This window comes from Streptomyces sp. NPDC043176, assembly GCF_056436715.1.
In genome coordinates this window covers 61,440-83,202 of sequence record NZ_JBWKCA010000002.1, presented here as the reverse complement: position 1 = coordinate 83,202, position 21,763 = coordinate 61,440, and the positions used below count along the sequence as shown (strand labels likewise).

Genomic DNA, 21,763 nt, shown 5'->3' with positions numbered 1-21,763 from the left:
CTGCGGGCGTCGTCCCGGCGGCTGCACTAAGAGTCCAGAGAATCGCCGGTTTGGCTAACCGGCGATCGTCGGCTATGTTTCGCCGCTCTCGTCGACGGTGGTGCTCAGCGCGAGCGGCCGGGCGGGTGTGCGGCAGGGGCCTTGGGCAAGCCGGCCGGGCGGGTGGCTGCGGCTGCCGGGCGGACCGGCGGGAGGGGCGCGGCCTCGCCGTCGAGCCGGCTGTAACACCAGCGCAGGGCCTCGGCCTGGGTGGCGAAGCCGCCCTCGCGCAGGGTGTGGGTCCATGCGTCGGTGTCGACCTCTTCGACCAGGACGCGGAACGGGCTGGGGGCCCGCTCGTCCAGGGCGTGCAGCGCGACGACGGTGACCATGTCGTCCGGGTCGTCGCGGGTGTAGGAGTAGCCCATGGCGTAGTGGTCGCCGTCGCCGGCGAGACGGCGTTCCAGTGCGCGCGTCGTCTCGTCCGACGCCGGTGGCCCCAGCTCGGGGTCGAGGACGATGGCTTCGGGCGGGCAGCCACGGTGGATGAGCCAGGACTGCGCCATCGCGGGCAGCGGCAGCCGTTTCCCCTCGAAGGTGAACGTCCGCTTCTGCCGGTCGCGTTGAAGGTGCAGGGCCATCAGCTGCGGCATACCGGGGATTCCCCAGGTGACGGATCCGTCGAACAACACGTAGTAGCTGTGCACGCCATCGGCGGAGTGGTGCTCGGCGAGCGGGGTAAGCATCTCCCCGACTCCGACCCGGCGATCGAAGTCGAGGAGGACCTCTTCGTCGGCGTCGAAGTCGTCCAGGCCGAAATCAACGACGGGGACGGGCTTCCTGGCGGGCGCGGGTTCGGTGGAGGACAACAAGAGCCTTTCGGTGGGATCAGCGCCGCCGAGCCGGGGTGGACGGCCATGCCCCAGGCCGGGCCGGGGGCTTTGTCACCTGCCTGGTGGTGGGGGCCCGGCGGGCCGCGAACAGCGCGGCGCGGCCCGCATCGGTCAGAGCGACCGGCTGGCCGGCGTGCAAGGGGTGGCCGGTATCCCGGACGACCAGGCCGGCGTCCTCCAGCTTCCGCACCTCGGCATAGGGGATACGGGTGCCGGAGGCGACGGTCACCGACAGCCGGCCGGTCAGCAGGTGCTCATACAGCTTGGCTCCGCCGGCGATAGCGAGCAGTGCCGCCTGGTCCTCGGTCGTGAGCGTTCCTTCCCCGCGCACCGGTGCTGCTGTGGCGGCCTCGATGGGTTCCAGGGCCGCGAGCACCTTGCGGGCGGCGGCGTCACGTTCACCGGCGGCCTCCTCCATCTGGTCCACGGCACGGTCGACGCGCTCGAACCAGGCGGTGTCGACGGGGAACTCGCCGCTGGAGAGGCGGTTGAGGAGCTTGAGGTAGAACGTGACGCTGGTCTGGGCCCTGGCCAGCTCGCGGTGCCGGTCGACCAGACGGGCGTGCGGTTCGTCGAGGACACCGCGGTCTCGCAAGGCCCACAGCGTGTCGACGTCATGGCCGGTGACGGCTTCGATGCGGTGGTCGAGCGGAGAAGCCGCACGCCGGCCTGCCGCCGGCGCGGGTTCAGGGGGCATAGGCGAGCTCCACGGGTTCAGCGGGTGTGATGGTGCGCGGGATTCTGCGCAGGGCGGGGCAGGCCCGGCATGCCGGAGAGCGGCGGACCGGGCCGGGGGACGGGAGCGCGGGTGGTCAGCTGCGGGGAGCGGGAGCGTGCCGCGTGGGTGCGGGCGCTCAAGGGCCGGCGCGTCATCCCCAGGCGGCGGCCGACCTCGTCGTAGACGTCGTTGCCCGCGCGCGGCCGGACCGCGACGACGTGGATCTCCCGCTGATGTGTGGACTCCGCGGGCGCGGGGCGGAGCCCGTAAACGACGCGCCAGTCCTTGCGGGCGTCCACGAACAGCTTGCGGTAGCCCTCCAGGTCTCCGGTGAGGCGCAGCCCGAAGCGCTCGGCGTTCACGACTTCCTGCAGGTAGGCGAGGGTGAGGTCGCGGATGTCGCCGGGCGCCTGCAGGAGGTCGGTCAGAGCACGGGGGTCGAAGCTCAGGCCGAAGGCCGGCTGTCCCGCGCTCATGACGTCGGCTCGTCCAGCTCCGCGGAACCGGTGGGCTGCGCTGCGCTCGCCGTTTCCGTACGGGCGGACGGCGGCGGGCCGGACAGCAGGCGGTGCGCGGGCCGGTCGGGAGACGTCATGCAGGCCGACAGCGGGCCGCCGGGCGCGCGGATCGCCGCGATGGCGTGGGTGAGGAAGTCACGGTGCCACACGAACATCCCGGCCAGGCCGGCGTCGGGTTCCTTGTGCTGCTGGTAGGCGAGCCACAGGGCATGCAGCCAGGCCACGACGTCGTCGTGCTCCTGCCACTGCAGGCACCAGGGCGCCGCGGTGGTGACCTCCGCCCCGTAGACGGAGAGGAAGAAGTCGTCCACCCAGTCCGACAGGGCGTCCAGCTCGTCCTCGCGCTCCTCCCCCGCGAGTTCCAGGATCGGGCGGGGCTCCGACGGCACGGCGGGATGCCCCCCGCCGAACTCGGGCATGCCGAACGCGGCGAACGGCGATCGGTCCGGGGCCGGAGCGGAGGAGAGGTGGTCGAGCTGCCGGGCCTGCTGCGCCGACTGCTCCATGAGCCGCCGGACGCTCGCCTCGATTCCCTCCAGCTGCGGGTCCGGAATGCGAACCGGCTCCAGCATCCCGCCATCCGCGGGCTCTGTGGATTCGGGCATGAGAAGTACGGCCTCCTATGAGACACGGATGGCGGCACACAGACCGGCCGGCGAATGACGAGCACGCTGGCGGCGTGAAACCGCAAGGGATTGGAAAAGAGAGCCGGTGGCCCCCGAGGGCAGCGCAGTTGACGCTCTAGACGGCGAGAACCACGTCGTCCTGCGTCAGGGTCCCGCGGACCGTCTCGGTGAGCCGGTCGGCCGCGATCGACGCATAGTGCGCGGTCTTCTCCACCCCGATGAAGTCGCGGCCTTCCAGCAGGGCGGCGACGCCGGTGGAGCCGGAGCCGGCACAGAAGTCGAGCACCGTGCCGCCCGGCGGGGCGATCTTGACCAGATCGCGCATCACCTCGACGGGCTTCTGGGTGATGTGCTGGCGCTTCGCTCCCGAGGGCTGCGAGGCGCTGTACATGCCCGGCAAGTAGACAGGGTTCCGGGAGCCGTCGATCGCCCCCTTTGACGCCCAGACGATGAACTCACAGTTCTGCGTGAACCGGCCCTTCTGCGGCCTGGCCTGCGGCTTGTGCCAGGCGAGCACCCCGCGCCACAGCCAGCCGGCCGCCTGGATCGCGTCCGTGGTGACGGGGAGCTGGCGCCAGTCGGTGAACAGCAGCGCGGTGCCGCCCTCCTTCGTGAGGCGGTGGGACTCGGTCATGATCTGCGTCAGCCAGAAGCCGTACGACCGCTGGTCCATGTTCTCGCCGGTGAAGTCCGGCAGGGCGTGCTGGGCGTCGGCGGAGGTGTACTTCGCCCTGGCGGAGCGGGTGGTTCGCTCCTTCGCGGTCCTCCCGCCGCTGTTGTACGGCGGGTCGGTGATGACGGAGTCGACGCAGTCGTCCGGCAGACCGGCAAGAACGCTGAGGGCATCACCGTGGTGCAGGGAAAAAGGCAAAGAGGAACCCCAATTCGGGTGTGGAAGCACGGAGGGAACTGCCCGTCGCACAAAAGGAGTCCTCGCGGGCCGAAGACGGGCATGCAGAAGCCCAGGGCCGCAGACCGAGGAGGGCGAGGGGAGTCCAAAAACTGTAGAGGCGAAAACGCCGACGACCAAGAAGTGCATGGCTGAGGTCCCGGATTCCGGCACCTTCCGCGCCACTTTTTGGCCAGCCGCCAATTCGCGCTTACTGTTTTTGAACCGCCCGGCGCACACCGCCGATGGCTACTCCCCTGCCCTTCCTCACGGAGGTTTCCCCCTGCCCCGGCACACCTAGCTCACGGCCCGGCCGCATGGAGCGAGCGGCAACTCGCCCGCGCCGGCCCGTACCGATCGCCCACCCCGGCTGCCGCGCCCTTCCGACACGCCTCGCGCACGCGGCACGCCGGACACCGCACCCCGAAGGACACGTCTATGACGTCTCGCTACCCACTCCTGCCCGAAACCGCTGACCCGCGAGCCATCCGAACCGGTTGAAGGCGCTCGCCGCCGGTATCGGCGCCGTCTTCCTCTCCCCGCTCCTGATCGCCGGCACCGGCATGGCGCTGGCCGCGTCCGCCGAAGCCGTGCAGACCACCGGCTCCGTCAGTAACTGCCTGACCGGCATCGACGCCGGCAAGGTCGCCGACCAAGTGACCAAGATCCTCGACGGGGCGTCCGGCGAGGATGTCCGCGTCGAGGGCCTGGACCTGCCGACCGAGCAGATCCCCCACGCCCAGACGATCGTGGCCACCGGCATCAGCCTCGACGTCCCGAAGAAGGGTCAGATCATCGCGCTCGCCACGGCGATGCAGGAGTCGCGGCTGCGCAACCTCAACTACGGGGACCGCGACTCGCTCGGCCTGTTCCAGCAGCGCCCTTCGCAGGGCTGGGGCACCGCCCAGCAGATCCGTGACCCGGTCTACGCGAGCGAGCGCTTCTACAAGGCTCTTCTCGCCGTGGACGGCTGGCAGCAGATGACCGTCACCCAGGCAGCCCAAGCAGTCCAGAAGTCCGGCTTCCCGGACGCGTACGCGCAGTGGGAGCCGCTGGCTACCGCCCTGCAAAAGGCCATCGCCGCCACCTTCCCCGGTAACTCGGAGGGTGCCGGCGACGAGACCGGTGACACCGCCTCCTCGACGAGCTGCAGCACGCAGGACGGGTCCCAGTACGGGCCGATCCCCGAGGGTGCCGTCCCGAAGGGCTACTCGATCCCGAAGGACGTCGACCCGCGCGCCCGAACGGCGATCGACTGGGCGATGCACCAGCTCGGCACGATGTACCAGTGGGGCGGCTCGTGCACGGCCGCACACGGCCCTGATCCGATGGGCCGCTGCGACTGCTCCAGCCTGATGCAGCAGGCGTACGCCAAGGCCGGCATCCAGCTCACTCGCACCACGTACACGCAGGTCAACGAGGGCAAGGCCGTCTCCGTCAAGGCGCTCAAGCCCGGCGACCTGATTTTCAGCCGCGGTACCGCGGCCCGTCCGGAACACGTCGGCATGTACATGGGCGAGGGGCTCGTGATCGAGGCCCCGCGCACCGGCAAGCCCGTCCGGATCACGCCGCTCAAGGACTGGGACGTCCTCGCAGCCCGCCGCGTCCTCTGACGCCGGCCCCTTCTCGCGCCGCTCTCGCGCCCCTCCCCCTCTTCTTCTTCACCTCCGCCCGGGCCCGCTCGGCCTGCGCACGCAAGGAGCCCCGCCACACCCATGCCCCTCCCCCTCGCAGACCACGTCATCCAGCTCGCCTTCGACCCTGGGATCTCGCCTAAGGGCGGCGGCCTGCCCGGACTCTCCGTGCTGAAGAACGTCGTCAACTCGATCAACATGTTCGGGATCATCGCCGTCGTCGGTGCCCTCGCCGTCTCGCTCGGCGTGTGGGCCTGGGGCCACCACACCGGTGGACACCAGGCCGAGGCCAACGGCAAGAAGGGCGCGGTCGTTGCAGCCGGCGCCGCCCTCGGCCTCGGCGCCGCCAACGGGATCGTGAGCTTCTTCTCAGCCCTCGGGTCGCAGGTCCAGTGATGCAGAAACGATTCCCCTCCCTTTCGCTGTCCTCGTACGGCGCTGGCTGGTCCGCCAACCGGCGCATCGCGATCGTCGCCGCCACCGTCGCCGTCCTCCTGGCTGTCGCCACCGTCGTCGCCTGGCTGTCCGGCAGCAACAACGGCCACCAGGTGCCGGACTCCGCCGCTCCGGCCCCGGCGTCGAGCACGTCCTCCTCGGAGGCCGCCCCGAAGCCCGCGGCCGGATCCGGGTCTGTTCCCCATCCTCCGCGGATCGCCGAGCCCGTCGCCTACGCCAAGGCCGCGGCCCAGATGCTGTGGTCCTACGACACCCGCACCACCAGCCGCGACCAGCAACTCGCCGGGATGCGGGCGTGGATGACCAGCGAGACCAAGTACGCCGACTGGGCCTCCGTCGTCGGGCAGGTGCCCGATCCGGTGCTGTGGTCGCGGATGGCCGACCAGGACCAGAACGCCACCGGAACGGCCCTCGAAGGCCACTACCCCGGCGCGTTCAAGCAGGCCCTGACCGAGGACCCCTCCGCGATCACGAAGGCGTACATCTACGTCGTCACCGTCAACGGCAAGCAGCAGATCGCCTGGAAGAACGGCGGCGCCGGGGCCGAGGCGCGCGCCGTGACGCTCGCCGTGCAGTGCCGGCCCAGCCATGACTGCTCTCTCGCCGCCATCGCTCCGAGCGTCACGCAGTGACCCGCGCCTGACATAAGAAAGGAGGAGTAACTCCTCGTGGGTTTCTGTGACTTCCCCCTGGCGGACAAGCTGTGCGCCGTCGGCGACGCGGTGGACTTCGCCTCCAACCCCGGCAAGGCGATCGGCGACTGGATGGCGAAGTCGGCAGGCGAGCTCGCCGCCGCTGCCGCCGACCTGGCCGCCGAGGCCGTCGACACCACCACCAAGGTGGACCTGAACGCCGGATGGTTCCGCGACAACTACGAGATGCTGCTGCCGCTGGGCCTGGTCCTGCTGGTCGCCACGTTCTGCGCGCAGCTGGTCCGGGCCGCCGTCCGCCGCGACGGACAAGCCCTGACCCAGGCGTTCACCGGCACCATGGGCGGCGTCCTGTTCGCCTTCTGCGCCATCGCCTTCACCACGGTCGCCGTCGAAGTCGTCGACGCGATCTCCGACGGCCTGTTCAAGGCCGCGAAGCTGGACATCGCCTCAGCCGTGCGGCGCATCGTGAAGGTCAACCAGATCGGCGCCCTCGCCGGACTGGGCTGGCTCGTACCGGTCGTCGCCGGCCTCGGTGCCGCGATCGGCGCGATCCTCTACTGGTGCGTGATGATGGTCCGCAAGGTGGGCATCCTGGTCATGGTCACCCTGGCGATCTTCGCGTCCGCCGGAGGCGGCTGGGAGGTCGCTCGGCGCTGGCGCCGGGGCTGGATCGAGGCCACCGCCACCCTCGTGGTCAGCAAGCTGCTGATGACCGTGATCTTCGTGCTCGGCATCGCCGCCATGGGCCGGACGGAGGCCAAGGACGGTGTGGCCGCTCTCGCCGACGTCATGGCCGGCATCGTCATCATGGTCCTCGTGCTGCTGTGCCCATACGCCGTTTTCAAGTTCGTGCACTGGGCGGCCGAGGGCACGGACGGCGAGTCCATCCACCGGGCCGGCGGCGCCGGGGCCCAGATCGCCAAGGCACATGCCGAGAAGGCCGCCCGGAAGGCCGCCGCAGCGGCGGCCACCGCCGGAACCGGTGGTGCGGCAGCCGGAGCGAGCGCCGCCCCGCAGGGCCCGTCCGCGGCTGGTGGCGGTGGTTTCCCCGGTGACATCGCCTCCCACCCGACCAGCGCAGGTGGAGAAGGCGAGGAAGGCTCGTCGAGCGGCGGAACGGGCGTCTCGCCCGGTGGTGATGCCATCAAGTCCGGTCTGGACAAGGCCGTCCAGCCCGCGCCGACGAGCGTGTCCGCCGACACCAGCGGCCAGGTGGGCGGCAGCCCGGGGCAGGGTGGTTCCGGAACGAACCGCGCCTCCGGCCAGGGCGGCGGATGGCAGTCCACTCCGCCGACCACGACCCCACCGCCGCAGGGCGCATCCCCGTCCTTCGGCTCACAGAACGCCACGTACGGCGGAGCTGCCTCACCACCGCCGCCTCCGGCCGGCCTCTGATCCCCTGCCCGACTACCGGGGGCGGGACGTGCACGCCACCTCCCGCCCCCGGGTTCCACCCGCGTCCCCAGGACCCGTCCCTTGACTGATCTCTCCGTCGCCCCGGTCACGGTGAAGTTCCCGCACCGGTCCCGCCGCGGCATCCTCCTCGGCCTCTCCCTGCCCCAACTGGTCCTCGTCTCCGCCACTCTGGCCCTGCTGCTGATGACGGTGGTCTCCACCGGACTGCTCGGTGCCGTCGCCCTGACCCCCCTGTGGGCGGCCTCCGGTGCGCTCGTCGCGATCCGCCGGCACGGCCGCTCCCTCATCGACTGGATGCCGATCGTCGCCCGCCACGCGCACCGCCGCCGCACCGGCCAGATTCTCTGGCTCGCCCGTCCCGTCACCCGCCCCCGGCAGGACGGCGTCCTGCACCTGCCCGGCAGCGCCGCCTCCCTCAAGGTGGTCACCCCCGGCGACTCCGCCAACGGCGCCGCGGCCGTACACGACCCCCACCAGCAGACGCTGACCGCCATCGCCCGCGTCACCAGCCGCGCCTTCGCCCTCCTCGACCCCGCCACCCAAATCCACAACGTGACCAGCTGGGGACGCGCGCTGGCGAGCATCGCCCGCAGCGGGCACATCGCCACCGTGCAGGTCCTGGAACGCACCGTCCCCGACAGCGGCGACACCCTCACCCGCCACTGGACCCAGAACGGACAGCCCCAGGCCCCGGTCGCAGGCCAGATCTACTCCGAGCTGGTCGCCTCCGCCGGCCCCGCCGCCGCCCCGCACGAGACCTACCTCGCCATCTCCCTCGACCTCAAGGCCGCCAAGCGGCTCATCGCTCAGGCCGGCGGAGGCTTGCCCGGAGCGTTCACCGTCATGGAGCAGACCACCGCCTCCATCGCCCAGGCCGCCCGCACCGCCGGCCTCCAGGTGACCGGATGGCTCAGCTCGCGGGAGATCGCCGCCGTCATCCGCACCGCCTACGACCCGAAGGCCCTCGGCGCACTCCAGCAGTGGTCCGAGACCGGCCGCGCCGAGGCCGACCCAGCCGCCGCCGGACCCGTCGTCCAGGTCGAGGAGTACGACCGGATCGCCACCGACAGCGCACGGCATGCGACGTACTGGGTGGAGAACTGGCCACGCACCGAGATCGGGGCCGGATTCCTGCACGGGCTGATGTTCACGGCCGGCGTGCGGCGCAGCCTCTCCCTCATATACGTGCCGCAGGGGCTCGAGTCCGCGCTGCGGGACGTCCAGCGGAAGAAGGCCGCGATCATCGCCGACGCCAACGAACGCGCCCGCCGCGGACAGGTCGACAGCGAGGAAGACTCCGTCGAGTACGCCGACGTCAAAACCCGCGAACGCCAGCTCATCGCCGGTCACGCCGACGTGGCCCTCACGGGTCTGATCACCGTCACCGCCGAGACCGACGCCCTCCTGGACGCCGCCTGCGCGCAGATCGAAACCCACGCCGTCACCTCGGGCGTCGACCTGCGCCGGCTCAACTACCAGCAGCCGGACGCCTTCGCCCTCAGCGCGCTCCCGCTCGCCCGGACCGCCCTGTGACCCAGGCCCGCCCCGGTCCTGCTGGCCCCCTCCGATCATCTGCGGCGGAACCCCCGTCGCCACCCCTGCCTCCCGGCAGGAAGGACCACCACCTTTGACCTCCCCCGCCCACCCGGCCGACGCCCACCCCTATCTCCGCGCCGCGAACGCCGGAGTACGCCACCACACCCGCGCACTGGCACCGTCGGACACGGGCCCGCCCCCGCCGGCGGACCGCCTGCACCTCGACGTGCTCCACGCCCACCTCACCACCGTGCTCCAGCTCCTCGACCGCCTCGCCGAGACCACCCGGCCACCGCACCCGGCAGCCGGCCGTCACCTGGCCGCCGCTCACACCCACCTGTGGCAGGCCGCCAGCGAAGTCCACGCCGCGTTCCACCTGCTGCCCAGCAGCACGACGGCGGGCACCGAGTCGAGCATGTGCCGTCCGGAGCGTCTGCCCGAGGGACCGCCCGTGCTGACCATCTGCCAGCGCCACCTCGCCGCCGGCCACGTCGTCCGGCGCAAAACCACCCCCACCGACCTCGGCGCGCACACCACGGCCTGCGCGCGATGAGCACGACCCGCAGAAACGAGGGCCTCCGATGAGTCACCGGCCCGCCCGCCGCGCCCGCCGCGCCTCCGCCTCTCCTCTGTTCACCCCCCACGGCACCGACCGGGCCAGCCGAAAGGCCGCTCGCCGGCAGCTCGCCGAAGCCGCCGCCAAGGCCCGCGCGGAAGCCAGCGCCCACCAAACCGAGACCACATCGGCCGACCACGAGACACCGGCCCCGCTCTACCCTCCAGGCGGACGCCCCGGCCCCGCCTCCGCCCGCCACAACCGGCTCAAACTCCCCGCCCACCGCATGACCACCGCCGTGGCCGCCGGCGCGTATCCGTTCCTCGCCGAAGGCGGCCTCGGCGCAGAAGGCATCTACATCGGGCGCGACGTCCACGCCGAGGCGTCCTTCGTCTTCGACCCGTTCGCCCTGTACGGCAAGGTCGAGGGCTTCACCAACCCGAACCTCCTCCTGGCCGGCGTCATCGGCCAGGGCAAGAGCGCGCTGGCCAAGTCCTTCGCGCTGCGCTCGATCGCCTTCGGGTACCGCGTCTACGTCCCGTGTGACCCGAAGGGCGAGTGGACACCGGTGGCAGAGGCCCTCGGCGGACGGTCCGTGGCCCTCGGGCCCGGACTGCCCGGCCGGCTGAACCCGCTCGACGCGGCCCCGCGCCCCGCGGGCGTCTCCGAGGCCGACTGGGTCGGCGAGATCCGCAAGCGGCGCCTGCTCCTGCTCGGCTCCCTCGCCCGGACCGTCCTCGGCCGGGACCTGATGCCCATGGAGCACACCGCCCTGGACATCGCCCTGGACGCCGTCGTCAGCCACGCTGCCGCCACCGGCCGCACCCCGCTCCTGGGCGACATCGCCGCGACCCTCAACGATCCCCGGGCGCTCGACGAGGCCGCCGGGATCATGTCGGGACAGCTCGGCGACGCGGCCCGAGACCTGGCCCACGCGATGCGGCGCCTGGTCCACGGTGACCTCGCCGGGATGTTCGACGCCCCCTCCACCGTCGCCTTCGACCCGAACGCGCCGATGCTCACCATCGACCTCTCCCGGCTCGGCGGCTCCGGAGACGACACGGCCCTCGTCCTGGCGATGACCTGCGCCTCCGCCTGGATGGAGTCCGCCCTCTCCGACCCGAACGGCGGCCGGCGCTGGATCGTGTACGACGAGGCATGGCGCCTGATGCGGCACGTCGGCCTGCTGCAGCGGATGCAGGCCCAGTGGAAACTCTCCCGCGGCCTCGGCATCGCCAACCTCCTGGTGATCCACCGCCTGTCCGACCTGCTCACCGCCGGCGACGCCGGATCACAGGGCCGCGCTCTCGCCGAGGGCCTCCTCGCCGACTGCTCCACCCGCATCATCTACCGGCAGGAGAACGACCAGCTCCAGGCCGCGGCCTCCCTGCTCGGCCTCACCTCGGTCGAGATGGACGCCATCGCGCACCTGAACCGCGGCCGGGGCCTGTGGAAGGTCGCCGGACGATCTTTCATCGTGCAGCACCTCCTGCACAGTCACGAGCTGGCGCTCTTCGACACCGACGCCCGAATGCACTGAAAGGCCACCGGGACCCTTCCATGCCTGATATCACCCACCCCGTCTACTTCATCCGGCTCGCGCGAAGCATCGACAGGACCCTCAACGACCTCCCCGAGGCCGAGCACCTGCGTCGGGGCGACGACATCAGTCCGGCCATCCAGAGCATGGTCGGCGACATCGCCCACTACGTGATCGAGATCAGCGAAGAGCTGGAAACCAGCAACCGCCACGAAGCCGAGATCCCGTCGGCGCACGGCCACGCCGAACGCTCCGGCACCGCAGCCCTCACCCGGTGTGCGGCCCCTCTCGGCACCGCCCTCGCCCATCTCGGCCAGGTAATCGAGCGTCTCGGCTTCCTCCACGAGAACATCCGGCACTCCTCCACCAAGCGCACCCCCACGCCGGACGCCGTCCGGCATGTCCTCCAAGAGCATCTCGACCACACCGGCACCGCCCTGCGCACGGCCGCCCAGCACCTGCGTGATCACGCCGCGCAGATCTCGCGCGCGCCTTCGGTCAGCACCACGACCGCACCAGCCCACCCTGTGGCACCTCCCGCTGCGACAAACCCCCCGCGAGGACGCTGACCAGCGCCCATACCCCGCACAGGAGAGAGATCCATGAATCGCGACATCCAGGGCGAGCTGATACCGCGCGGTGACACCCTCCGCCTGATCAGTTCGCTCGACAATCTGAAGACCGCATTCCTCGACGCCGCCGAACAGTGGCAGCTACTCGACGACACCGGTGACGTGCCGGCCGAACCGTCGTACACCGAGCTGCTCCAGCATGCCGTCGACGCGCAGGACCTCTCCCGCGACGTCGTCCGGCTGGCGGCCGACTTCGCCCGCAGCTCCCACAGCGCGAACCGTGCCAGCCGCACTGTCCTCGCCCACCTCGCGACCGCGGCCACGATGTCGAGCCACGCAGCACCGCACTTCGCCGAGACCGCGGAGACCGCCCTCTCCCTCTCCCGGGCCGCGGGCCCGATCACCAGGCGGTACCGAGGGAACTCGATGGTCATAGACCACGCCACGGCGCGCGCCTACCTGCGGCGCACCTCGGAATCGATCGGCGAAGCGGCCAAGGAACTCCACGCTCACCTCGACCTCCACCGCTTCCTGCCCGCGCCCGCCCAACGGGCGGTAGCGGCACCGCCGTCGCCCCCACCGAGCGCACGTCACCGTTGACCCGCGCCGAGAGCACCTGCGCCGACGTCACCTCGTCAAGGAGACCTCTGAACCGCCCCTCCAACCCCACCGACGCCGCCTGGACCGCCTGCCGGCCCGAGGAGCCACAGCGGGGTTCCGCACGCCACACGCCTTCACCGCGCAGCGCGTCTACTCTCCGCCGGAGGAGCCGTGGACGCTGACGGCGACAACCTCGCAGAAGCCCGTCACGCCGGCCGGCTCGCTCCGCTTCCCGATCACCGCCACGTCGGCGCCCCTTGGTGGCAGGAGCTGTGGTCCCGCCACTCGCACATCACCACGCCCCTGCGCCAGCGCGGGCTGGAATGCGACATCGAGTACGGCCTCAGCGCCTACATCGTGCGCGTCTCGCTCCCCGACGACAGCCACCTGATCATCGGCCCACCTCAGGAGCCCTCGTCCGACCGCCCGCCGGGGGACCCCGAGGGGTGGATCGTGACCCGCGAGCACCCTGACGACCAAGCGCTGTTCGAGGTGATCTACGACTCCGGCACTCCTGATCGGCCCGAAGCCGTGCATGGCGGCAGCGTCCCGCCCCTCATCCATGCGATCGACCTGCGGCTGGCCCAACTCGGACTGCTCAATGCCCCCGACACGAGCACCACTACGCCCCCGAGGGTGCTTCGTGGGTACGCCCGCCGGGACGCGGCAGCCTTTCTCGCCGAGCATCCGCTCCCGCAGGAGCCCTTGCCACTCCCGGTCCTGACGCCCTTCCTCTCCGCCCTGGGGGCGGCCGAGACGCCCGCCGAGGTCAGCGCGATCACGCACCACTTGGCCGGGTTCACCGCGCCGGTGCTCGACCACATCGCCCGGCACATCGTCGGGGTCGCTCTCTGGCGCGGCCAGGACCACCGGCACACACCCCAAGCCCAGCGCCTTCTGCGGGAGGCGGCCCAGAGCATCCGCACAGCCGTGGTCAAGGTGACCGAGGCCGACCTGGAAAACCTCCGCGCCGAGTACGCCCCCGTCCCCGCGCCAGCGTCCGCAGCCCGGGAACCCACGCCGTCCCTTCCTCCGGCTCCGCCCAGCTCGTCGAGGCCCGGCACCTCCCCCAGCCGCTAACCGTTCCTGGAGCGTTCTCCTTGACCACCGGATCCTTCATCGCCCGCCCCACCGCCACCGGGTACACCGGGGTGTACGTGAGCTTCGACGGCACGCCCGCTTCGAAGCTCCCGCTGCTGGTCACCGCCTTTCAGTACCGCTTCGGCCGTGATCTGGAGGCGATGACCCGGCACCTCGTGGACAACGTCGCCATCGGCTGGGAGGAGCTGGGCAGCGATCTCCTCGACGGAGCACCGCCCGGGACCGTCGCCGCCCTTACCGGCGGACAGCCCTGGCCCAGCCGAACCCTGGACAACCTGATCACCCCGGACGGCTCGCCGCCGACCCGCATCACGGTCACCGAGACGACCGTCGCCAACATGGACGTGGAGTGGGGATACGTCCTGCGCCCCTCCGGCGTCGAGGTGTTCCCCACCATGTACGCCACGTCCGGCCCCGTCGTCGACTGGGATGCCGACCCTCTCACCGACTTCGGCAACCCCGCCTCCTGGCCCACCGTCACGCCGGCCCGCTCCCCAGCTCCGTCCACAGCCTTCCTTCTTCCCGCAGCGCCAGGCATGTCCCGCACGGCCGCCCGTCGCTGACCGCCCCGCCCCACTCCAAACACAGGAGCCCTTCACTGTCCGTCCCGCAGATCACCGTCGTCATCGCCACCCAGCTCCGTCCCGAGCGCCTGCCCTACCTGGAGGAGATGCACGCGAGCCTCGCCCGGCAGACCGTGCCGTGGGAAGCCGTCCTCGTTCTCGACGGGGCCGACCCGCAGCTGCTCCCCAGTTCGGTTGCAGCCGACCCGCGCATCCGGCCCCTCGTTCTGCCGCGTCCGGTCGGTGCTGCCTGCGCCCGCAACCTCGGCCTGACCCAGGTCCGAACGGAGTTCGTGAACTGGGCCGATGACGATGACCTCTTCCCCGACTGGAGCCTGGGCCTGCGTCTGGAAGCCTTCACCGACCGGCTCGGGTGGGTCGCGGGATACAGCGAAGACTGGCTGCCGGACGGTACGACGCGCCTGTGGAAGTGCCCCACCCCGCCCGGCTACCACGAGGCCGGCGACGTGATCACCTACTGGCCGCGCCCCGAGGACACCATCCCGATCGGACCGACCACGATCCTCGCCCGCACCCGCCTCGTACGCGCAGCCGGCGGCATGGGCGGACTCGTTCAGGGCGAGGACTACATGGCGGCCGTCGGCACCTCGAACCTCGCTCCCGGCGTCCTGCTCCCGGTCCCCGTGTACCGGTACCGGAAGTGGGGCGGGCAGATGACGGCCCAGCTCGGGTACGACCAGCTGGAGGCGGCGGCCCGCAATCACGCCTGGCAGTACGGCCACAGTCTTCGCTCCATCCTGGACAGCCGCGCGGATCCGGTCCACGGCTGACACGCGGGACGCCCCGTTGCCCAGGCGGAGCACGGGCGTCGGCATCACCACGGGCAAGCAGCGCCCGGGCGGGGACGGACTTCCTGCCGAACGAAGGAGGCGTCGGCCGCCTGTCGACAGGCACCGACGAGGCCGCCGTCATGGCCCTGATCCGCCGTACGGCCCACCGGCAATGAGCCCCTCCCCCATGCCGGCCTGCGCGCGCCAGCGCCACCGGCTCTCGCTGCTCCTACTCCACTGAGCCCTTCGCACTGCCGCCCTGCGCATGACAGACGCCGATCAGCTCCACCACCGACCTGTGAGGAGAATCCCGCCCCTTTGCAACCCGGCACCCACTTCGCCTTCGGTACCCACAAGGACTACGGCTTCGTCGCCTCCTTCACCGCCTCCATGCCCGCCCACCTCGCCCACTGGTTCCTGGAGCGAGAGCAGTTCGAGCCCGTCCCCGGGCAACCGCGGCTGTACCGGCTCGTCGAACCCGAGAACGACGGCCCCCGCCGCACCCGTCATGCCGTCCACGACCTGCGGCGACAGGGCTACACAGTGCACGCCGACATCGCTCTCGACCCCGCTGCATCGGCCGGCCCGCCGCGCCCGGTCCGCCCGAGCGGCCTGCAGGAGCGGCGCAGCCGGCTCGCGCAGGCCGCTGCCGGCCGAACCACACAGCGCACAGCGCCACCCACCACCTCCCCACCGACCGCCCGGCCGATCCCGCCAAGGCCCACCTACGCGCCCACCGTCCACCTGACGGCCGCAGGCGGCGGGCGATCCCGATGACACCCGGAAGCAGCCTCACCGACGGGGCCCGCAACTTCCGGCTGCGGATGGCGGTCATCGACCGCGAGACCGAGACCGCGCTGGACATGACCCGCGACCGCTACGGACGCACCGTCCACCCAGACGCCGCCGCAGATGTGCGTGCCCACCGCGACAAGGCGGCCGTCGAGGCGTACACCACGTACCTTGCGCCGTGCGCCGTGCGCCGACGCCCTGCTCGACACTGCCCGCCGCACGCTCGACGAGCTGCCGCCCGCCCGCCACCTGGTCGGGTGGCGGACCGTGCTGGACAGCCTGGCCGCCTCCACTGCCGCGATCCGCCGAGTGCTCGACCGGCCGACCGCCCCCGGCCTCGCGGGCGAACGCGCCCAGTACAAGGCTCTGTGGCCGCACCTCACCACCTGGGCGGACCACGGCTTCATCGCCAGTCACCTCGCCGACCTCGACCAGCGCCAACAGCACAAGGCCCCGCTGACCGGCGAAGAGCAGCAGATGTGGACCGAGCTGGCCCGAGCAGCGCAGAGGCGGGGCGAGCTCCGGCTCACCGAGTCCTGGTACGCCGCGGACGGACAGCCGATCACCCTCGCCTACCTGGTCGAGAACGACGACTCGACGGTGGTCGCGCTGAGAGGCGACCCGGACGCACCGGGCTGGCAGGTGATCGGCCACTACGCCCATGAATACGAAGCAGGACAGATCCTGCCCGCCGCAGTTCCGCCCGGTGTACTGCGGGCCGATGTCTCCGAGTTCAACCGGGCCGCGCCCGCGCCCGAGGTGTCGCTGCAGGAACTCATCCGGGACATCGTCGAGGCCCAGCACGCCGGTGACGCGTCCAACGCGCTCCTCAGCGCCACCCAGCGCGGCTACGAGGCGGGCCCGATGGCCCGCCTCCAGGAACTCCTGGAAACCGGGGCCCAGTTCGCCGGTGCGCTGGAGACCGTGCAGGGCCGTCAGATCGCCGCCCGGCTCGCCGCGCTCGGCCGCCAGGTCGAGTTCCTCACCCGCGAAGTCGAGGAGGCGGCCGAGGACCTCGGCGCGACCGTCGCCGTCCTGCCGCCGCACCGCACTCCCGTACCGCGCTTCCGCCCCGGCCCTGCCGTGGACACCGCACCGCCCACGCCGCCACCTCGCACCAGCACGGCCGCCCGCCACCGCTGAGGCGTCGCCTCCCACGAGAGAAAGCCCTTCTTGTCCCTGACCGCACCCCCTGCCCCGGCACCGCGCATCACCTACGGCGCGGTGCTGGGCAGCCCGTACGTCGCCCGCCTGCTCGGCGGCACCCTCGTCGGCCGCCTCCCCAACGGCATGGCGCCCGTCGCCATCGTCCTGTGGGCCACTACGAGCGGCGGCAGCATCGCCTTCGGCGGGCTGCTCAGCGCCCTGTACGGGCTCGCGTCCGCGCTGGCCCAGCCGGTCAAGGGGCGCCTCATGGACCGCTTCGGCCAGACCGCAGTCCATCTTCCCGCCGCCCTGCTGAACTCGGCTCTCCTGGTGGCCCTCCCGCTGGCCGGACCGTTCGGCGGACCGGGCCTGGCCACAGCCATCGTCGTCGCCGGCGGCCTGACCACGCCCGCTTTGGAGGCAGGGCTCCGGGCGCTGTGGCCGAGCGTGCTGCCTGACTCGCGGCTGCGGCACGCCGCGCTCGCCCTCGACACCGGCACGCAGGGCCTGCTGTACATCGCCGGCCCCCTGCTCGTCGCCGCGCTCGCCGCTTCGTACACCCCGCCCGTCGCGCTTGCCGTCACCGCCGGCCTCGGTCTGGTCGGCACCGTCGTGGTCGCCTTCGCGCCGCCGTCCCGGCGCTGGCGTCCGACACCGTCCGCGCAGGCACAGACCGGGGTGGCAGACCGGTTGGCCAGTCCTGGCCTGGTGCTGCTGTTCGTCTCCCTCACCGGCATCGGGTTCGCGATCGGGGCTATGAACGTGTGGGCGGTCGCCATGGCCGAGCGCCACGGGCAGGATCTGCTCTCCGGGATCCTGCCCGCCGCGTTCTCGACCGGCAGCTTCCTCGGCGGCCTCCTCTACGGACGCCGCCGCTGGAGAAGTACCACCACGGATCGGCTGATCGGCGGCGGAACGTTCTTCCTGGCCGGCTGGCTGCCGCTCGTTGCTCTCCCGGGCCCGTACGCGGCTCCCGCCGCGGTCGCCGTGCCCGGTGTGTTCTTGACCGTCGTGGTCGCGTGCGCCTACGTGACCACCGACGCCCTGACCCCCGCCGGTCGCACGAGCGAGGCGTACGCGTGGCTGATCCTGTCGATCGGCGCCGGGCAGTCCGCCGGCACCGCCCTGGCCGGGCGCCTCGCCGAGCAGCCCCTCACCACCGCCGTGCTCCCTGCCGCCGGCGCGGCCTTCGCGCTCGTCGTCCTGCTCGCCGCGCGCCGTCGCCTCGGCCACGCCGGACTCCAGGACCGCCGCGGCCGGCACCGTCGCCCGCCCGGAGGCCGGCACAAGACGCCCTGATCCACGACACCACCGATAGGAGATCCTCCATGCCCGAAGCACCAGCAGAGCCGTTCATGACGATCCGGCACACCATCACCGGCGAGATCACCACCACCAGCTACAACGCCGCCGCCCGGCGGATCCTGCTCCAGGACGGATTCGAAGAGGCGCCAGTCTGCGCCTGCCGAGCGACGGAACCTGATACGGAGCGGACGCGCGGGCCTGCTCGGCAGCCGGCGAACTGCTCGTCGCCGGACACCCCGTGCACCTGGACTCAGTCCTCTGTCGGCGGATGATCGCCGACGGTGCGCCCCGGTTGACCCGTCGCCGATGGCGGCACAGTCCGTGATCCGGTCCCGGATCGGTCGGCCTCTCGAGCGCATCGCCAACCCCACCCGCACCTGTTGAAGGAATCTCGTTTTGACCACACCTGTAACGCCTGTGCGCACCAAGGGCGGCGAGCTGCGGGCCAAGGTGGCCCGGTTGCTGGCCGACCGGCCGGCGGACGCGCTCACCATCGGGGAGATGGCCAGGCAGCTGGGCCACTCCCACGGCGCCGTCCGCAACGCGGCCCTGACCTTGGTGACACGCGGGGAGGCCGACCAAGGCGGAACCGGACAACCGGAGTTCCGAGCGAACGCGAAGACCGCCGCAGCTGCGCAGACCGCTGTGATCAGTCCGCCGGGCACCCACTCTCCCCGCGCCCAGGCGGCCACGGCCCGCACGACCATTCTCGCGGCAGCCACGCCCAGGCAGACCGGCCCCATCCGCCGTGCGGGGGGCCAGCTCTACCACCCCCGGGAGCTGGCCGATCTGCCCGACGTCGAGGCGTTGAATCGCTTGCGCGATGCCGACGTGCCGGTGCTGCTCTACGGCCCTCCGGGCACCGGCAAGACGAGTCTGGTCGAGGCGGCGTTCCCGGACCTGCTCACCGTCGCCGGTGACGGCGACACCACGGTCGGCGACTTGATCGGCGAGTACACACAGGACGACGGCGGCAACTACGTCTTCCAGTACGGTCCGCTGGTCACCGCGATGACCGAGGGCCGCGCCCTGCTGATCGACGATGCCACCTTGATCTCGCCGAAGGTCCTGGCGGCGCTGTATCCGGCGATGGACGGGCGCAGGCAGATCCAGGTCAAGGCCCACAAGGGCGAGACCATCAAGGCCGAGCTGGGCTTCTACGTGGTGGCGGGCCACAATCCCGGCGTCCACGGCGCGGTGCTGACGGAGGCGCTCGCGAGCCGGTTCAGCGTGCAGATCCAGATCGGCACGGACTACGACCTCGCCCTGGCGCTGAAGATCGATGCCCGGGTGGTCCGGGTCGCCCGGCACCTCTCCCGCCAGGTCGAACTCGGCGAGCTGGGCTGGGCCCCCCAGCTGCGGGAACTGCTCAGCTACCAGAAGACCGAGGCCGTCCTCGGCACCAAGGCCGCGCTCGCGAACCTGGTCGGCATCGCTCCTGTGGAGGATCGCGACGCCGTCGCCGCCGCCGTCATCAAGGCTGTCGGCGTCAAGGAGGTCGCGCCCCTCACCCTCGGCAAGCAGCTTTCCGCCTCGGCCGTCCGGCAGCCTCCGGGCAGCACCGGCTCCGCGCACCGGGGCCGCTCGCGATGAGCGCCCACCGCCACGTCCAGGCCCCCGCCACTACGCCGGAGGACGACGCCGACCTCGCGCGATGGGACGACGACGGCGCCCCGCCCGCGCAGCCCCGTTCCTCCCCGGCCGCGTGGCTGCGCGTGGGAGCCGAACTCGGCGATCGGCTGGTCGCCCTCTCCGGCCGCCAGGACCTCCTCGTCACCTGCCGCCCCGGCACGCGCAGCGGCGCACCGGCCGCCTACTTCCCGACTCTGGGCGAGGTCGAGTTCGACGCCGGCCTGTTCGCCCCGCTTAAGCCCCACGAGATCCATCCGCGGATCGTGGGCGACGAGGAGCGGTATCCCGCCGCCTGGGGAGTGTTCGTCCACGAGGCCGCGCACGCGGCCCACTCCGTCTGGACGGCGCCTGCTGGAGCGAACCCCCGTGTCGTCGAGGCCGCGCTCCTGCTGGAGGAGAGCCGTGTCGAAGGCGCGCACCTGATCACGCGGCCCACGGACCGCACGTACCTGCGCACCAGTGCCCGAACCCTGGTCATGCCCGACATCGCCCACCCCACCTTCCAGGGCATCGAGCACGCCGCCGCTGTGGCGGCCCTGGTCCTCGGCCGCCGTGATGTCGGCATCCTGGATGCCGGCGAGACCCGGGCCGTCGCCGATCTGTGCGAAAAGGTGCTGGGCGCAGACCTGCTGGCCACGCTCACGAGTATCTGGACCGCAGCTCACCAGTGCGGCGACCACGACGCCACGACCATGCTCTCGCACGCTCAAGAATGGTGCGACGCTCTGGACACGGCGGCCCCCGCCCTGCCCGTGCCGGAGAACCTCACCGATCTGCTGTCCGGCGCCGTGGGGGTCGTCATGGACAGTACGGCAGCCACCGACGCCGCCGACCTCGCGGCACAGGCCGCAGCGGCCAACGCCATGGCCGCCCGGTCCAAGGCGCAGGCTCAGGACCGCGCCCAGCGGGCCGGCCAGCGGCGCAAAGCCGCCGCCACCGCCAAGTCGGTCTTCAACCCCCGTGGCACCACCGTCGCCCCCGACGGCACACCGGCGCCTCGCAACAACCCGGTCACCGGCACCCGCAGGCCCACCGCCGCCGAGCAGAGTGCCGCCGCACGCCTGAGCCGCGCCCTGCGTGCCGCCGCCTACCGCGAGCGGACCGAGGAACGGACCACCAGCCCCACCCCGCCCGGCCGCCTCAACATGCGAGCGGCCCTCGCCCGCGACGCTCAATGCGCGGCCGGATCGGTCCCCACCGCGGAACCGTTCACCCACACCCGCCGCCGGAACTCCCCCACCCCACCGCTGCGCGTGGGTATCGCCGTCGACGTCTCCGGCTCCATGCGTGCCGCCTGCGCGCCCGTCGCGTCCGCTGCCTGGATCGTGGCACGCGCAGCAGCTCTGACCGACCCCGACTCCCGTACCGCCACCATCGCCTATGACAGGCACCTGACCGCACTGACCCGACCCAGCCACCGAGCACCAGAGCGCGTGACGACGTTCGACGCCACAGGCGGCCACCACAACCTCGGCGACGCCATCGACGCACTCGACCACGGCCTCGAACTCAGCCGCCCCGGCGCCGGCCGCCTCCTCGTGATCGTCACCGACGCCCACTACGGCAGCGACGAAACCGCTCAAGCCGTCACCCGCGTCAAGCGGCTCACGACCGCCGGCTGCGCCGTACTCCAGCTCACCCTCACCGCAGAGTCCCGCCACTTGCCGGGGACCACCTTGCTGCACCTGCCCCGGCCCTCCAGCGCTCCCGCCGCCATCGCCACGGCGGCCACAGACGCCATCCGCAGGACGCGCTGAGACGACGCAGAAGGCGGAAGCGTCCCCGAGACAACCACCAGGCGTTCCGGACCTACTCCGTTCGCCGCATGAATCGCGCATCTGATGCAC

At 71.8% G+C, this 21,763-nt stretch carries 22 protein-coding genes and 1 pseudogene; 18 read left to right on the top strand and 5 right to left on the bottom strand.

Annotated features, from left to right (window positions below):
- Positions 1-104: 104 nt before the first annotated feature.
- The 5 genes from AC067A_RS03015 to AC067A_RS02995 form a co-directional block, all read right to left on the bottom strand.
- Complete coding sequence (locus tag AC067A_RS03015; RefSeq protein ID WP_391074068.1) at positions 105-851, bottom strand: hypothetical protein; 747 nt, start codon at positions 849-851, stop codon at positions 105-107.
- A 16-nt stretch (positions 852-867) separates the two neighbouring features.
- Positions 868-1,569, bottom strand: a complete 702-nt coding sequence (locus AC067A_RS03010) for a hypothetical protein (RefSeq protein ID WP_478613716.1) — start codon at positions 1,567-1,569, stop codon at positions 868-870.
- Positions 1,570-1,586: 17 nt separating this feature from the next.
- Complete coding sequence (locus AC067A_RS03005) at positions 1,587-2,066, bottom strand: hypothetical protein (protein WP_391074062.1); 480 nt, start codon at positions 2,064-2,066, stop codon at positions 1,587-1,589.
- A complete protein-coding gene (locus AC067A_RS03000) occupies positions 2,063-2,614 on the bottom strand; it encodes a DUF4913 domain-containing protein (RefSeq protein ID WP_391075761.1) in 552 nt (183 codons plus the stop codon). Before AC067A_RS03000 ends, AC067A_RS03005 begins: the two co-directional genes overlap by 4 nt.
- A gap of 235 nt (positions 2,615-2,849) precedes the next feature.
- Positions 2,850-3,605: a DNA-methyltransferase gene (locus AC067A_RS02995; protein WP_331452123.1), complete on the bottom strand. Its 756-nt coding sequence runs from the start codon at positions 3,603-3,605 to the stop codon at positions 2,850-2,852.
- 515 nt (positions 3,606-4,120) lie between these two features.
- Between AC067A_RS02995 and AC067A_RS02990 the strand changes: the two genes are divergently transcribed.
- The 18 genes and pseudogenes from AC067A_RS02990 (at position 4,121) to AC067A_RS02905 (ending at position 21,673) form a co-directional block, all read left to right on the top strand.
- The gene (locus AC067A_RS02990) at positions 4,121-5,236 is read left to right on the top strand and encodes a C40 family peptidase (protein ID WP_391074060.1); all 1,116 of its coding nucleotides are present in this window, start codon (positions 4,121-4,123) and stop codon (positions 5,234-5,236) included.
- A gap of 102 nt (positions 5,237-5,338) precedes the next feature.
- A complete protein-coding gene (locus AC067A_RS02985) occupies positions 5,339-5,653 on the top strand; it encodes a DUF6112 family protein (protein WP_190044102.1) in 315 nt (104 codons plus the stop codon).
- Positions 5,653-6,345, top strand: a complete 693-nt coding sequence (locus AC067A_RS02980) for a hypothetical protein (protein ID WP_391074057.1) — start codon at positions 5,653-5,655, stop codon at positions 6,343-6,345. The genes AC067A_RS02985 and AC067A_RS02980 overlap by 1 nt, the downstream gene beginning before the upstream one ends.
- A 36-nt stretch (positions 6,346-6,381) precedes the next feature.
- Positions 6,382-7,761 carry an SCO6881 family protein gene (locus AC067A_RS02975; RefSeq protein WP_391074054.1) on the top strand — a complete coding sequence of 460 codons (1,380 nt, stop codon included), beginning with the start codon at positions 6,382-6,384 and terminating at the stop codon, positions 7,759-7,761.
- Between the two features lie 81 nt (positions 7,762-7,842).
- Positions 7,843-9,315 carry an SCO6880 family protein gene (locus tag AC067A_RS02970; RefSeq protein ID WP_478613708.1) on the top strand — a complete coding sequence of 491 codons (1,473 nt, stop codon included), beginning with the start codon at positions 7,843-7,845 and terminating at the stop codon, positions 9,313-9,315.
- A 94-nt stretch (positions 9,316-9,409) separates the two neighbouring features.
- Entirely contained in the window at positions 9,410-9,871 is a 462-nt protein-coding gene (locus AC067A_RS02965; protein ID WP_478613705.1) for a DUF6238 family protein, read from the top strand.
- Positions 9,872-9,899: 28 nt separating this feature from the next.
- Entirely contained in the window at positions 9,900-11,414 is a 1,515-nt protein-coding gene (locus AC067A_RS02960) for a VirB4 family type IV secretion system protein (protein WP_478613702.1), read from the top strand.
- Between the two features lie 20 nt (positions 11,415-11,434).
- Positions 11,435-11,983 carry a hypothetical protein gene (locus tag AC067A_RS02955; protein ID WP_381619474.1) on the top strand — a complete coding sequence of 183 codons (549 nt, stop codon included), beginning with the start codon at positions 11,435-11,437 and terminating at the stop codon, positions 11,981-11,983.
- 33 nt (positions 11,984-12,016) lie between these two features.
- The gene (locus AC067A_RS02950; RefSeq protein WP_478613697.1) at positions 12,017-12,586 is read left to right on the top strand and encodes a hypothetical protein; all 570 of its coding nucleotides are present in this window, start codon (positions 12,017-12,019) and stop codon (positions 12,584-12,586) included.
- A gap of 171 nt (positions 12,587-12,757) precedes the next feature.
- Positions 12,758-13,666, top strand: coding sequence for a hypothetical protein (locus AC067A_RS02945; protein ID WP_478613694.1), 909 nt, complete (start codon positions 12,758-12,760; stop codon positions 13,664-13,666).
- 20 nt (positions 13,667-13,686) lie between these two features.
- Complete coding sequence (locus AC067A_RS02940; protein ID WP_478613692.1) at positions 13,687-14,250, top strand: hypothetical protein; 564 nt, start codon at positions 13,687-13,689, stop codon at positions 14,248-14,250.
- A gap of 50 nt (positions 14,251-14,300) precedes the next feature.
- On the top strand, positions 14,301-15,041 hold the full coding sequence (locus tag AC067A_RS02935; RefSeq protein WP_478614583.1) for a glycosyltransferase family 2 protein: 741 nt from the start codon (positions 14,301-14,303) through the stop codon (positions 15,039-15,041).
- Between the two features lie 318 nt (positions 15,042-15,359).
- The gene (locus AC067A_RS02930) at positions 15,360-15,818 is read left to right on the top strand and encodes a hypothetical protein (RefSeq protein WP_478613689.1); all 459 of its coding nucleotides are present in this window, start codon (positions 15,360-15,362) and stop codon (positions 15,816-15,818) included.
- Between the two features lie 47 nt (positions 15,819-15,865).
- A pseudogene (locus tag AC067A_RS02925) lies at positions 15,866-16,976 on the top strand (hypothetical protein).
- 30 nt (positions 16,977-17,006) lie between these two features.
- A complete protein-coding gene (locus tag AC067A_RS02920) occupies positions 17,007-18,278 on the top strand; it encodes an MFS transporter (protein WP_478613686.1) in 1,272 nt (423 codons plus the stop codon).
- 56 nt (positions 18,279-18,334) lie between these two features.
- Entirely contained in the window at positions 18,335-18,556 is a 222-nt protein-coding gene (locus tag AC067A_RS02915; protein ID WP_478614580.1) for a hypothetical protein, read from the top strand.
- A gap of 178 nt (positions 18,557-18,734) precedes the next feature.
- Complete coding sequence (locus AC067A_RS02910; protein WP_478614578.1) at positions 18,735-19,877, top strand: AAA family ATPase; 1,143 nt, start codon at positions 18,735-18,737, stop codon at positions 19,875-19,877.
- On the top strand, positions 19,874-21,673 hold the full coding sequence (locus AC067A_RS02905) for a vWA domain-containing protein (RefSeq protein ID WP_478613683.1): 1,800 nt from the start codon (positions 19,874-19,876) through the stop codon (positions 21,671-21,673). The genes AC067A_RS02910 and AC067A_RS02905 overlap by 4 nt, the downstream gene beginning before the upstream one ends.
- Positions 21,674-21,763 lie beyond the last annotated feature (90 nt).

What these genes read in the sequence shown, in the direction of transcription:
- AC067A_RS03010 (WP_478613716.1), bottom strand. Translation starts at nt 1,569, where the DNA reads ATGCCCCCTGAACCCGCGCCGGCGGCAGGCCGGCGTGCGGCTTCTCCG.
- AC067A_RS03005 (WP_391074062.1), bottom strand. Translation starts at nt 2,066, where the DNA reads ATGAGCGCGGGACAGCCGGCCTTCGGCCTGAGCTTCGACCCCCGTGCT.
- AC067A_RS03000 (WP_391075761.1), bottom strand. Translation starts at nt 2,614, where the DNA reads ATGGAGCAGTCGGCGCAGCAGGCCCGGCAGCTCGACCACCTCTCCTCC.
- AC067A_RS02985 (WP_190044102.1), top strand. Translation starts at nt 5,339, where the DNA reads ATGCCCCTCCCCCTCGCAGACCACGTCATCCAGCTCGCCTTCGACCCT.
- AC067A_RS02980 (WP_391074057.1), top strand. Translation starts at nt 5,653, where the DNA reads ATGCAGAAACGATTCCCCTCCCTTTCGCTGTCCTCGTACGGCGCTGGC.
- AC067A_RS02960 (WP_478613702.1), top strand. Translation starts at nt 9,900, where the DNA reads ATGAGTCACCGGCCCGCCCGCCGCGCCCGCCGCGCCTCCGCCTCTCCT.
- AC067A_RS02955 (WP_381619474.1), top strand. Translation starts at nt 11,435, where the DNA reads ATGCCTGATATCACCCACCCCGTCTACTTCATCCGGCTCGCGCGAAGC.
- AC067A_RS02950 (WP_478613697.1), top strand. Translation starts at nt 12,017, where the DNA reads ATGAATCGCGACATCCAGGGCGAGCTGATACCGCGCGGTGACACCCTC.
- AC067A_RS02915 (WP_478614580.1), top strand. Translation starts at nt 18,335, where the DNA reads ATGACGATCCGGCACACCATCACCGGCGAGATCACCACCACCAGCTAC.
- AC067A_RS02905 (WP_478613683.1), top strand. Translation starts at nt 19,874, where the DNA reads ATGAGCGCCCACCGCCACGTCCAGGCCCCCGCCACTACGCCGGAGGAC.